The organism is Paeniglutamicibacter kerguelensis (assembly GCF_017876535.1).
Taxonomy (GTDB): domain Bacteria; phylum Actinomycetota; class Actinomycetes; order Actinomycetales; family Micrococcaceae; genus Paeniglutamicibacter; species Paeniglutamicibacter kerguelensis.
On record NZ_JAGIOF010000001.1, the window covers coordinates 2,764,068 to 2,776,060 of the forward strand.

Below are 11,993 nucleotides of genomic sequence, written 5' to 3' on the forward strand. Positions count from 1 at the left end.
CAGCATCTTCAAACGCCAACGGCGCTGGCCTGAGTGCCGAAGCAGCCGGGCCAACGCCGTTGGAATTGCAGGAAAGGGAGTGTCAGGCCCAGTTTGCGTAGGTGGTGTTTTCCTTTTCAACCAGGGTCAGCACGTCGTAGGTTGCCACGATCTCGCCGGCCTGGTTGTTGATGACCGCGTCCCAGGCGACCTCTCCGTATTCGTCGGTGACGCGCGGGGTGATCTTCTTGGCGGTCAGGGTGACGCGGATCGAGTCGCCGGCCGGAACCGGGGTGATGAAGCGCAGGTTCTCCAGGCCGTAGTTGGCCAGCACGGGGCCAGGTGCGGGCTGGACGAAGAGTCCGGCGGCCCAGGACACGAGCAGGTAGCCGTGCGCGACGATGCCCGGGAAGAACGGGTTCGCCTCCGCCGCGGCCGCATCGGTGTGGGCGTAGAAGGTGTCGCCGGTTTCCTTGGCGAATGCGGTGATCTCCTCCAGCGTCACCTCGCGCAGCGGCGAGGCAAATGCATCACCGATGCGAAGCTCGGCCAGCGACTTGCGGAACGGGTGGATGGCGCCCTCGACGGCACCGAATTCCTCGGCACCGGCGATCACGCGGTCGGCGCCGGTGTGCCAGATGCCGGTGACCGCGGTGAGCATGTTCGGCGAACCCTGGATGGCGGTGCGCTGCATGTGGTGCTTGACCGAACGGATGCCGCCGAGTTCCTCACCGCCGCCTGCGCGGCCCGGGCCACCGTGGACCAGGTGCGGAACCGGGGATCCGTGGCCGGTCGAGGAGCGGGCGGTTTCGCGGTTGAGCATGTGCACGCGGCCGTGGTGCGAGGCGATGCCGACGCTGAGCGTGCGGGCGGTCTCCGGGTCGTTGGTGCAAACCGTGGCGACCAGCGAGCCGGAGCCCATGGCCGCCAAGCGGATGGCGTCGTCAAGGTCGGTGTAGCCGATTACGGAACTGACCGGGCCGAAGGCCTCGAGGCTGTGTACCGCCTCGTTGTTCACGTCGTCCCAGGTCAGCAGCAGTGGCGACATGAAGGCGCCGGCGTCGACATGCTTCTGTTCGCCCTCGGCGGTGCGGACCACCGGTGCGTCCAGGGTGCCGTAGGCGATTTCGCCGCCGGCGGCAACCATGGCCTCGACAGCCGCACGCACGTCGCGCAATTGCTCCAGGGACGCAAGCGCGCCCATGGTGACGCCCTCTGCGCGGGGGTCGCCGATGACAACGCGCTGTTCGATGCGCTCGCCCACCGCCTTGACAACGTCATCGACGAGGGCGGCGGGCACGATGGTGCGGCGGATGGCGGTGCACTTCTGTCCCGCCTTGACCGTCATCTCGGTGACAACGGACTTGACGAAGGCGTCGAACTCGGGGGTGCCGGCGACCGCGTCGGGGCCGAGGATCGCGGCGTTGAGGGAGTCGGTTTCGGCGGTGAAGCGCACTCCCCCGTCGATGACGTTGGTGTGGGCCTTCAGCGAGGATGCGGTGGACGCCGAACCGGTGAAGGAAAGCATGTCTCGGTAGTCAAGCACGTCCAGCAGGGTGCGTGCGGAACCGGAAATCAGCTGGATGGAACCCTCGGGCAGGATTCCGGATTCGACCATCAGGCGGACCATGCCCTCGGCGACGTACCCGGTGGGGGTGGCCGGCTTGGCGATGGTCGGCACGCCGGCGATGAAGGCCGGCGCGAACTTCTCAAGCATGCCCCAGACGGGGAAGTTGAACGCGTTGATCTGGGCGGCAACGCCCGGGATGCGGGTGTAGATATGCTCGCCGGCGAAGGAACCGTCGCGGGAGAGGACCTCCATGGGCCCGTCGAGGATGACGTTGGAGTTCGGCAGTTCGCGCCGGCCCTTGGAGGAGAAGGTGAACAGCACGCCGATGCCGCCGTCGATGTCCACCATGGAGTCGATCTTGGTGGCACCGGTGCGGAAGGACATCTCGTAGAGTTCTTCGCGGCGGCCGTTGAGGAACTGCGCAAGTTCCTTCAGCTTCAGGGCGCGCTCGTGCAGGGTCAGCTTGCCCAGCTCGCGCTGGCCGACGGTGCGGGCGTAGTCGACCATTGCGGCCAAATCCAGGCCGTTGGAATCAACCGTGGCCAGCTGTTCGCCGGTGTTTGCGTCGAGCACGGGGGTGCCGGCGGCCGGATCGGACGGAGTCCACCAGGCGTTTTGGACGAAGCTGGGAACAAGTGGAGCCATGGGAGTTGTCGTCATCGACGAATCCTTCCTGAACGATCGGTCAGTATTAGCAACCACAGTACAGTATGGTGCAGGACACCACGAGCCTTGGGTGCCCACATGACATGAAAATCAGGAGATCCCCACGATGAGCGAACAGCGCCCGACAGCCCCGGCCCCGGAAACCTCAAAGGACGGCGTCTGGCAGATCGCCCTGGGCGAGCTCGACGAAAAGATGGGCGTCAAGATCATCGAGGAATCGGTGGAAAAGGTAGTCGCGACGATGCCGGTGGAGGGAAACCGGCAGTCCTTCGGCCTGCTGCACGGCGGTGCCTCGTTGGCCGTCGGAGAGGCCGTTGGCTCTTGGGCCGCGGTCAAGCATGCCTCGACCATGGGCAAGTCCGCGGTGGGCGTCGACGTTTCGGCCACCCACCACAAGGGTGCCCGCGAAGGAATCATCACCATCACCGCGACCCCGATCAGCCTGGGCCGCCGCATGGCCAGCCACCAGGTTGTCATCGAAAACGAGGCCGGGCAGCGCCTGTGCACCATGCGCATCACCAACCTGATCATCGACGTGAAGAAGTAGGGGGCTCCCGCTTAGTCGTCTGCGTGCTGTTGCGCTTCTTTGCGCATCATCAGATAGGCCTGCGGGGTTGATTCCATGGGCCCTGGCTGGCGAACCGTACTCGAGTGTCTGGCAAATCCGGCAGCTTCCAGCAGCGAGGCGATGTACTCGGGATCCAACCGATGAGCGGTGAACGAAACTTCGTGGCCGTACGCGCGCGAGACCTTCACGCTCTCGTTCCCGGACTGGAATGCCAGCAGCGCAAATCCCCCGGGCCTCAGCACCCGATGCATTTCGGCAAATATCTGCGGCAGCACCTCCATCGGCGCATGGATGATCGAGTACCAGGCCAGCACCCCCGCGCACGATTCGTCGGCCATGTCGAGGTCTTCCAGGGAACCGACATCGAAGCTGAGCCCCGGGTTTTCCCGGCGTGCGATTTCGATCATTTTCGGTGACAGGTCCATGCCGCGGACATCCAGCCCGCGCTCGCTCAGGTAGCGCGCAATTCGCCCGGTGCCACAGCCGAGGTCGGCAACGGGAGACCCATCAGTGCCAACGAGCTCGGCAAACAGCCCGAGCAGGGCGCGGTCGAACGGATTGGCGTCCAGTTCGGTGCGCAGCAATCGCTCATAGCCAGGGGCGACGAGGTCATACGCCGCTTGCGTCTCGGCCTTCCAGTCGATCATTTCCATGGAGCCGATCCTAGGCCATTCGCGCGCCGAACAGCCGGCTTCACCGCCCATGGTGTCCGGCAAATCCCTGATCCTGCATGCTCATAGCCGATGCCCTAGCCGCGTGGAACATAGCTGAGTAGCTCTCCGACCTCGCAGTCCAGCGCCTTGCAAATCGCCTGAAGGGTTGAGAACCGCATGGCCTTGGCATGATTGTTCTTCAACACGGAAAGGTTCACCACGCTGATGTTCACCAACTCGCTCAGCTCCGCCAAGGTCATGGATCGCTTGTCGAGCAGTGCACCCAGATGACACTGAATCTCCGAAGGCTCCTCGGAATCCTCGAGACCACAAGATCAGGCCGGCCGTGTCTTTTTGCATCTGAAGCCCGCGCTTGAAGATCTGCGCGGTGGAAAACAACCCTAGCCCGGCCCAGAGTGGCCAGAAGTTCAGATAGTTCTCGAGGTAGACGGGCGTCGGGATGCCAACGATATCTCGTAAGTCATCCCTTTCTGTCACATCTGTTCTGAATTGGGAAGCATCAAACCCCAGGACCTGCACCGAAGCCTGCATGCCGGCAATCGATTCGGTCACCTGCCACCCCATGCCACACACCACTGTCACCGCAGCGGTGACCATGAACCACTTGACCAGCACCGGGCGGAACGTCGTCTTGCTGATGTATCCGTTGCACATGCTGATGACCGCCGCACCAATGAAGATCGCCGCGATCCCCTGCAACAACGCCGCGGTCCCGAGCAACCATCGAGTGCTGGCCGCCAGACCTTGGACTTCCACGAGGGCCTGGGTGAAACCGCCCGAAATCACCTAGGCGGTGGTTCCCTGCACACTGGCGCCCGGCGGAATTGACGGCCAGAATTCCTCGGCAGGCATCTTGACCTGCAGGCTCGGCGCCACGAGGGTCTCTACGAACCGATAGACCATCGATGCGCCCGCAATGACCACCTAGGCCACGGCGATACCCGAGTCAGGGCAACCTCCCGCCCCCTCGTTTTCTTGTCAAAGAGGGGTGCGGCCAGCAATGCCGTCAAGAAAGCCATCAGCAGCACGACAATCGGCACAATAATTCCCACCATGGCGCGGCCTCCGTTTTGCCCATATCGTAGAGCCGCTCGATTTGAGGGCAGCGACTTCAACATGATGTTTATCGTTATGTTCCTCTACGTCGCCACGCCTCAGCCTTCTCCACTAGAGTGATTGACAATGACCAATCATTCGTGGTCTTCTTGAACCCAACGCAGGCCGTAACAACGAAGGAGGGGAACCCGATGAGTGTCCCAATGAACAACCCAGCGACAGATATCCCTTCCCTCGGAAGTTACTACCCTCATGAAGAATTACTCTGAAACCAGCTTTCTGGAATCTTTTGAATCATCGATCTCCCGCTCACGTGCGGCACAAGCCGACCGAAGCGACAACTGGAACGTCCTTGACGATCAGCTGACAGACAACCAACGGTGGTCAACCTGGCCATCCGTTGAGAAGCTCATGCGCGGTCCCAAGCCATACCCGGAGTTCGTCATAGAAGACGCCGCGGCCATTGATACCGAGCTCGGCGTCCTCAAGACCGGCAAAGAGGCCGACGTGTTCCTCATTGAACGCGCCACCGATTCCCAAAGCGCACTTCTGGCAGCCAAGCGCTACAGGTCTCCGGACCAACGAATGTTCCATCGATCCTCCACCTACACGGAGGGGCGCAGCGTTCGGCGCTCACGCGATGCCCGTGCGCTGAAAAACGGCAGCAATTACGGAAGACTCGTCGAGGCCTCCCGTTGGGCGAACTCGGAATGGCAGTACCTTCTGCTGTGCTACGAAGCCGGGGCACCCGTGCCCTATCCGGTCCAGATCATGGGCACTGAAATCCTCATGGAGTTCATCGAGGACCCCGAATCGGCCGGGGGCGCAGCCCCGCGGCTGCAACAGGTCCACCCCGGTCCCGAACGCCTGCAGGGCTATTGGGACCAGCTCGTGAATGCCATGAAGGTCTTTGCCTCGTTGGGATTCGCCCACGGCGACCTGTCGCCATACAACGTGCTCGCGGCCGGCGACCGCCTGGTCGTCATCGACCTTCCGCAATTCGTGGACTTGTCGGGCAACGAGCAAGGAATCGAGCTGCTTCAACGTGACTGCCGGAACATGTGCAACTGGTTTGTTGCGCGCGGATTGGCAGTCGACAGCGAGGAACTTCTCGCCGAACTCATCGCCGCTGCCTGGTAGGACAGGGATGCACCCCGGCCCGGATCAGCCAACAACGCTCCGGGCCGGGCCGCATCAATCACTGATTTGATGCCCTTGCCGCACTGGTATCCATCCGCGGTCAGGCCTAGAGTGTGCCCATCCAATGTGCCGGGCCGCACTTCCAAAACTCGCATACCCGCCCTCATCCAATTCGCGCGCGGCCACGCGGCCACCAGCTGGCCGTCACTCTTGCAGTTCCTTGAGCAATTCTTCGGGAAGGACGCACGCATGCGTACCGCATACAAAATCATTGCCCACCTCATTTCCCTGGCCGTCGTCGTTCAGGCGGCAGTGGTGGCCTGGTCCATGTTCGAGGCAATCTCACTCCTCTCGCGCGGAATCATGCTTGATGGACCTCCATTCGCTGCCATGCTGCACGGAAACATCGGGATGTACGTGGTTCCGGTGCTGGCAATTGCACTGGTTGTCATAGCCCTGTTCGCCCATGCCGGCTTGAAATGGGCGCTTTTGACGTTGTTGGCAGTGGTGGTTCAGATCGGGCTGGCATTTGCGGCCTTCGGCGCACCCTGGGTCGGCATGCTGCATGGCATCAACGCCTTTGCCATCCTGGCGTTGGCCGAGGTCGCGGCATATTCCGTGGCGCACGCCCCGGTCAGAGTGCCTGCCCGGCGGAACGTTGCCCGCCCGGCAATGTAGCGGCCCGCAGCATCTCCCATTCACGATCGGTGGCCAGCGCCGCGAGGAAATCCTCGTCGTGGCTGGCCACAATCATGGCACCGCCAAATGACTCGAGCGCCGAGAGCAGCTGCTCCACGGTGGGCATGTCCAGGCTGTTGGTTGGTTCATCAAGCAAGAGGAGCTGCGGTGCGGGGCTCGCCAACAGTATTTGGGCCAACGCCACCCGGAACCTTTCACCGCCGGAAAGCCGGGACACCGGCTCGTCCACCCTGCTTCCGCGGAAATGAAACGCCGCCAGTTGCTCGCGCAACGCTTCCGGCGGCACACTGGGAGCCGCACCGCGCAGATTCTCCAGCATGCTCAGATCCTCATTGAGACCCACCCAGCCATCGGCGTCTCCGGCGTCCAGACGCTGCCGCAGGAAGCCCACCGGCACCCCGGCCCTAGCCGCCAGCTGGCCGAGCAGCGTGGATTTCCCGACCCCGTTTCCGCCTGTCAGTGCGATGCGTTCGGGACCGCGGACATGAACCACCCCGTCGTCGGCACATTGCTCACCGAACTCAAGAAGCGTCCCGCGGCCGATCTCGGCGACGGGAATTTCCACGACCGTGCGGCCGGCAGGGACCCGGGTTTCGGGCAGGTCGATGCCAATGCGGAACTCCACGGGAAGGGAGTCCCTTGCCGCATTGAACTCCGCGGCGGCGGAAGCTTCGCTGTCCTTCATGATTCCTCTGCTCTTGGCAGCGGTCTGTTCGGCCTTGTTCTTGAGCGTGTTTGCCAAGATCTTCGGCATCGACCCGGCGGCCTTCTGCCCTTGCTTGGAGCGCCTGGCGATTTTTGTCTCGGCCTCACGCCGTTGGCGCTTTTCGGTGGCCAGTTTGCGACGGGCATCACTGAGTCTCCGTTGGGCGCTCTCGCGATCGTGGCCCATGCTCTCCTCACGTGACTGCCAATCCCCGAATCGAACCAGATCCATTTTCTCGGCCCTGAGCGCGCGCACGTTGACCGGGCGCAGCTCGGCCAACGAATCGACCAGGCGCAGCAGGGTCTGGTCGTGCGTTGTCACCAGCACCGTCCCGGGAGAGCGTTCCAACACTCCGTAGAGGCGGTGCCGCGCGGACCTGTCCAGGTTGTTGGTCGGCTCGTCCAACAGCATGATTCCGCTGCCGCGCAGCTCGACCCCGGCGAGCGCAACCGCCATGGTTTCGCCGCCCGACAGCGTGGCAATGTCACGCCCCAGGAACTCTGGATCGACGGTGGTGTTCAGGTAGCCCTGCAGGATTGCGGCGCTGCGTTCGGGCAGGTCCCAGGCGTCGCCAATGATCTCCATGTCGTGTTCGAGATCGGCAGACGTTGCCTCAAGCACCCTACCCAATGCGGCCAGAGTTTTCTCGATGCCCATGAGTTCGGCGACCGTCTTGCCCGTATGGAGCACGACGTTTTGGGCCAGGTAGCTCGGTTGCGACGAGGCAAGGATGCTTCCTGCCGTCGGCTTCAGTTCGCCGGCGATCAAACGCAAGAGCGTTGATTTGCCGGAGCCGTTGGGGCCGATGAGCCCGGTGGTCCCCCGGGAAAAGGTGGTGGAAAGGCCATCGAAGACCGTGCCCCCTGAGGGCCAGGAAAAGCTGAGGCGGTCCAAGACGACGGGATTAACGTTTTGCATGGGGTGTTCTCGAATCGACGAAGGAAGCGCCGAAACTACTGCATGCCGCCAACAACCTGCTGGTTGGTACGAGTCATGAGTTCCTTGGCGCGATTAGGCGAAGGCAAGAACAAGCAACACGTCGTGATCCTCACGTCGACAATGGGACTCTTCCATCCTGACGCCTCACGTCAGCGGCTGTCAAACGGCCCTGGCACCCCGGGGCAGGGTGTCATCCGGAGGAAGCGGCGATCAGCGCGGCCTCCTCGTCAGGGCTGAGTCCCGATTTCAGCGTTGCCACGTCACCGGCAGGCGTGGCACGGACGATGTCAGTGAAGATTTCCAGCAGTGCCCGGCGGCGCAGCCCCATGGCCAGGGAACGGGCGTCGGACCGCCGTGTGAAACCCGCGTGCTCCGGGCCGGGCGGAAGCACCAACGGAAGCGACTTCGGCCCCGCCCAAACATTGACGTTGTCCGCTTCAAGCTTGGTGAGGTCGTAGTGAACAACGGAAGGTGTTGCTTCAACTCCGGTCCGGGGATGCAGTTCTCCCCCACCCGCAGCTTGGGCCATGTGCAGTGCTTCGGCCAGGGTCGTTTGCTCGCCCACCGCGTTGACGTGTCCGTGCCGGCCGGCAAGGCCCGCGTCGAGGATGAACGCGGCAAGGTCCCGGACATCGATGATCTGCACGCTGAGCGTGTTCCCCGGATCGCCCGGCACCAGCACCGGGCGCCGCTCCTCGGAAAACCGCAGCGGCCAATAGGTGCTGCGCCCGCTCGGATCCCCGGGACCCCCGATCAGGCCAGACCGGACCACCAAGGCCCGGCCACCGCGGGCTTCCATGGTGACGTGCTCGCCATAGGATTTGGCGCGGCCGTAGTCGTAGTCGTCTGCAGGGGTTTCGGGAGGCAGCGGTTCGAGCACTGCTGCGTCCTCATCCGCGCCGGGTATGGATTGGTCGGCATACACCGAGCAGGAGGACACATTGACCCAATGCGCGGCGGTGTCGGCCAACGCCTCCACGGCGCCGCGGGCCTGCCCAGGATCGCGGGTCAGCTCGATGACCAGGTCCCAGCGGATGGCGCGGGCCGCTTCGTATGCGCCGGGAAGCGTTCGGTCGGCGATGATGGGCTGGACACCGGCCGCGAATTCGTGGCTGCCTCGGGCCAACGCATGGACTTCGTGGCCGCGCGCCAGCGCCTGTTCGCACAGTGTCCGTCCAAGCCAAGCGGTGCCGCCGAGTATGAGGATCTTCGTCATCCTCCGATCACACCTTGGCTCAAGCCAACCTGACAAGGGGCTTTCACCATGAGCTGAGTCCCAGAAAACAGGGCGGACACGTTCCTTGAACTGCCGCACACTTCACGGCGGTCTCTGTAGACTCTGGCCATGAAACGGTTCTTGGGTACCACCATCGCCTGCCTGACGCTCTCATTGGCGGTTTCCGGATGCGTGCAGCTCGAGACGCAGCAACCTCCAGTCTCGCAGGGCCCCGCAACGCAGCCGCCGACACCAGCCGCCACCCCCACGGAAAGTGCGCCCGCTGTTGAGCCTGACTCCGCCAAAGGATTGCAGGAAAGAATCGCGAAGCTCTCCAAGGGCGCTGCTTCGCGAGAAATACAGGACGGCCGGCACCCCTTCGACAACGCGGTGCCGGGCACCGAACGCACGGTGCTTGCCAATGTCGCTTCCGGGGAGCACATCGTGGCGCTTCCCGAAAAAGTCGGCGGCGATACCCTGCTTGTCGCCATCCAGTGCCTTCCTGGCTCGAGCGCCGACGGCCCTATTCACACCATTTTTACGGGCCCCGATTCGGCAGGGGAATCCGGCAGCGGCAGCGTACCCACTTGCCATGCCGGGTCGTATTTTGCGTTCAGCTCCGGTTTCAACCCCGATTCGCAGCCCACGCGCCTGAACATCAGCGCTCCCGCAGGAACCAAGTATGAGTACTCTGTGGTGACTTTCACCGCTGCCCCGGGACCCTCCGAGAAGGGTTAGCCAACAGTGCCGGTGCCACGCGCATGCTTGGCCAGCCGGTGTTCGAGCCCCGAGCGCACCTGCTGCCACTCCGAGGCAATGATCGAGTAGACACATGTATCGCGCAGCGACCCGTTGGCCATGCGCGTGTGCGAGCGCAGCACCCCGTCCAGCTTCGCACCCAGGCGCTCGATGGCGGCCCGTGATTGCGCGTTCATCCAGTGCGTGCGGAATTCAACGGCCGGGCATCCGAGCACCTCAAAGGCGTGGGTCAGCAGCAGGAGCTTTGCATCCGCATTGGTTCCCGTGCCGCTTGCAGAAGCCCGGTTCCAGGTGGAGCCGATCTCAACGCGCGGCAGGGAGGCATCGATGGCCATGTAGGTGGTCATGCCCAGCACCAGTCCATCGGAATTGCGGCGGCTCACGAACGGCAGCATGGAACCCGCCGCTTGCTCCGCCAGCCTGCATTCGATTTCCGCCCGCATCTGCTCCGGATGAGGCACCACCGTGTACCAAAGGTTCCACACCTCGCCGTCTCGAACCGCGTCGACCAATTCGTCATGGTGTTCAGGGGTCAGCGGCTCAAGGGTGACAAGGCTCCCCCGCAGGGTGGCCGGCTCAATCAACGTCATGTTTTCAGCCTAAGGCCTGGTGCCGTCGCGTTTTTTCGACGACACCCTGGTGCCGGGCGGGAAATCCGGAGGCAGGGGCTGGGTCAGCTTCCCGATGATGGAGTCGATCTCCGCTTGGGTCAGCCCGTGCGCCAGCAGGAACGCTTCGACGTCCAGTGAACCCACGAATTCATCCAACGCCGCGACGCGTTCGGCAAGGTGCTCCGCGAGCTTCTGCTCTTCGATGTGCGATTCGTAGGGGTGCTTGACCGGGCTGACCCTGTGCCATTCGTTGATGCCCCGCAAGGCCGCCTCGTACTGGGATTCCAGCAGGTCCTGCCGCCCCGCCAGCTGCAGCAGCATCGAGACCACCAGTCCGGTGCGGTCCCGGCCCGCCGAGCAGTGCAAAACGATGCCGCCCTCCGCGGCGGCTATCCGGCGGAAGATCTCGGCGATCCTGTCCGGGAAGTACTCAACGTTCGCCGGGTACAGCCGCGGGTGGTTCATGTACGGGACGGCGACCTGTTCAAACTCCGGGTGGCCCGGTTCCTCGGTCGGTGCATTGATGATGGCGATCCCCGCCCGCACCGCCTCATCGATCGTGGGGTCGGTGGGGCGGCGGTTCCGTTCGGTGGGGTTGCGCAGGTCGATGACCGTGCGCACGCCGTCGGCGTAGGCCTGTTCCCACCCCGCGGTGGTCAGCCATTCACTGCGCCCCATCCGATAGATCCGGCCCAGCACGTGGCGTGCGTTGACGGCCCCCTCCCAATGCGGCTGCCCGCTGGAATCCAACAAGTCGAACCGCCGCCCTAGGCCTGGGCTGCCTGGTAGGTCTCGATGCGGATGTGGCGTTCGATTCCCGTCGCCGAACGCACGTCCTCGTTCTTGGGCTTTTCCGCGGGGGCGGCATCTGCGGCGGCGGGACGCGTGTGCGAGGCGCGGAAGGCCTCCGAATTTTTCCATGCCTCGAAGTCGGATTCGGCCTCGAATTCCATGGTGACCTTGTACGGGGTTCCTTCTTCCGCCGGACGGTCAAGGGTGGCGCGGGAGAGCCCCGCGACCTTGGACAGGTTGTTTCGCATGTTGCCGATGAAGCGCTCCTCGAATGCGGCGGCGCGTTCTGCCGGAACATCGATCCGGTTGGTGACGATGTACATGTTCATGCCCTTCTTCGGGTGGCGATCGGTGCCCCTTGGCTCCGTGCTCTGCCTCCCACGGTACCCATGACCCTCCCGGAATCTGCAAGTGCATGGCCGTGGTGACGCACAAGATGAAGAGACCGAGGCCGGGACGGAAATTTTGCGAATTGTGAAGCACCGGGTTTCGCCCCCGGCCGGCCTTACGGGCACGAGCCCTCCGGAGGGACGCCCACCCCCGTCCGACATGGATTTTTTTGTTGTTCATTTAACTGAATTTGCATTAAGGGCCACGGTCGTGCGCTTAATGTCTCGG

12 protein-coding genes are annotated in these 11,993 nt (G+C 63.5%); 4 read left to right on the top strand and 8 right to left on the bottom strand.

The annotated features are described in order from the left end of the window. Positions 1 to 82 precede the first annotated feature (82 nt). Entirely contained in the window at positions 83 to 2,209 is a 2,127-nt protein-coding gene (gene paaZ / locus JOF47_RS12705) for a phenylacetic acid degradation bifunctional protein PaaZ (RefSeq protein ID WP_209998918.1), read from the bottom strand. 112 nt (positions 2,210 to 2,321) lie between these two features. Here paaZ and JOF47_RS12710 point away from each other — a divergent pair, with 112 nt between their 5' ends. Beyond that, entirely contained in the window at positions 2,322 to 2,762 is a 441-nt protein-coding gene (locus tag JOF47_RS12710; protein WP_209998920.1) for a PaaI family thioesterase, read from the top strand. Positions 2,763 to 2,773: 11 nt separating this feature from the next. Here JOF47_RS12710 and JOF47_RS12715 read toward each other — a convergent pair whose 3' ends face one another. After that, the gene (locus JOF47_RS12715; protein ID WP_209998922.1) at positions 2,774 to 3,436 is read right to left on the bottom strand and encodes a class I SAM-dependent DNA methyltransferase; all 663 of its coding nucleotides are present in this window, start codon (positions 3,434 to 3,436) and stop codon (positions 2,774 to 2,776) included. A gap of 95 nt (positions 3,437 to 3,531) precedes the next feature. Beyond that, entirely contained in the window at positions 3,532 to 3,735 is a 204-nt protein-coding gene (locus JOF47_RS12720; protein ID WP_342592857.1) for a helix-turn-helix domain-containing protein, read from the bottom strand. A 1,030-nt stretch (positions 3,736 to 4,765) separates the two neighbouring features. Here JOF47_RS12720 and JOF47_RS12730 point away from each other — a divergent pair. Then, the gene (locus tag JOF47_RS12730) at positions 4,766 to 5,653 is read left to right on the top strand and encodes a serine protein kinase RIO (protein WP_209998932.1); all 888 of its coding nucleotides are present in this window, start codon (positions 4,766 to 4,768) and stop codon (positions 5,651 to 5,653) included. Positions 5,654 to 5,902: 249 nt separating this feature from the next. Further along, on the top strand, positions 5,903 to 6,331 hold the full coding sequence (locus JOF47_RS12735; protein ID WP_209998933.1) for a hypothetical protein: 429 nt from the start codon (positions 5,903 to 5,905) through the stop codon (positions 6,329 to 6,331). On the opposite strand, the gene JOF47_RS12740 is transcribed toward JOF47_RS12735, so the two are convergent. Together JOF47_RS12740 and JOF47_RS12745 are read right to left on the bottom strand one after the other, a co-directional pair. Beyond that, entirely contained in the window at positions 6,288 to 7,976 is a 1,689-nt protein-coding gene (locus JOF47_RS12740; RefSeq protein WP_209998934.1) for an ATP-binding cassette domain-containing protein, read from the bottom strand. The two genes, JOF47_RS12735 and JOF47_RS12740, sit on opposite strands and share 44 nt — an antisense overlap. A 211-nt stretch (positions 7,977 to 8,187) precedes the next feature. Continuing rightward, on the bottom strand, positions 8,188 to 9,213 hold the full coding sequence (locus JOF47_RS12745; RefSeq protein ID WP_209998935.1) for an NAD-dependent epimerase/dehydratase family protein: 1,026 nt from the start codon (positions 9,211 to 9,213) through the stop codon (positions 8,188 to 8,190). A 129-nt stretch (positions 9,214 to 9,342) separates the two neighbouring features. On the opposite strand from JOF47_RS12745, the gene JOF47_RS12750 reads away from it, so the two are divergent. After that, the gene (locus JOF47_RS12750) at positions 9,343 to 9,951 is read left to right on the top strand and encodes a hypothetical protein (RefSeq protein WP_209998936.1); all 609 of its coding nucleotides are present in this window, start codon (positions 9,343 to 9,345) and stop codon (positions 9,949 to 9,951) included. Here JOF47_RS12750 and JOF47_RS12755 read toward each other — a convergent pair. Genes JOF47_RS12755 through JOF47_RS12765 form a run of 3 tightly spaced genes read right to left on the bottom strand, consistent with a single transcriptional unit; the run spans position 9,948 to position 11,704 of the window. Then, positions 9,948 to 10,562: a GNAT family N-acetyltransferase gene (locus tag JOF47_RS12755; protein WP_209998940.1), complete on the bottom strand. Its 615-nt coding sequence runs from the start codon at positions 10,560 to 10,562 to the stop codon at positions 9,948 to 9,950. The genes JOF47_RS12750 and JOF47_RS12755 overlap by 4 nt on opposite strands. Positions 10,563 to 10,571: 9 nt before the next feature. Continuing rightward, complete coding sequence (locus tag JOF47_RS12760; RefSeq protein ID WP_245356356.1) at positions 10,572 to 11,336, bottom strand: tyrosine-protein phosphatase; 765 nt, start codon at positions 11,334 to 11,336, stop codon at positions 10,572 to 10,574. 14 nt (positions 11,337 to 11,350) lie between these two features. Continuing rightward, positions 11,351 to 11,704, bottom strand: a complete 354-nt coding sequence (locus JOF47_RS12765; RefSeq protein ID WP_209998942.1) for an antibiotic biosynthesis monooxygenase family protein — start codon at positions 11,702 to 11,704, stop codon at positions 11,351 to 11,353. Positions 11,705 to 11,993 lie beyond the last annotated feature (289 nt).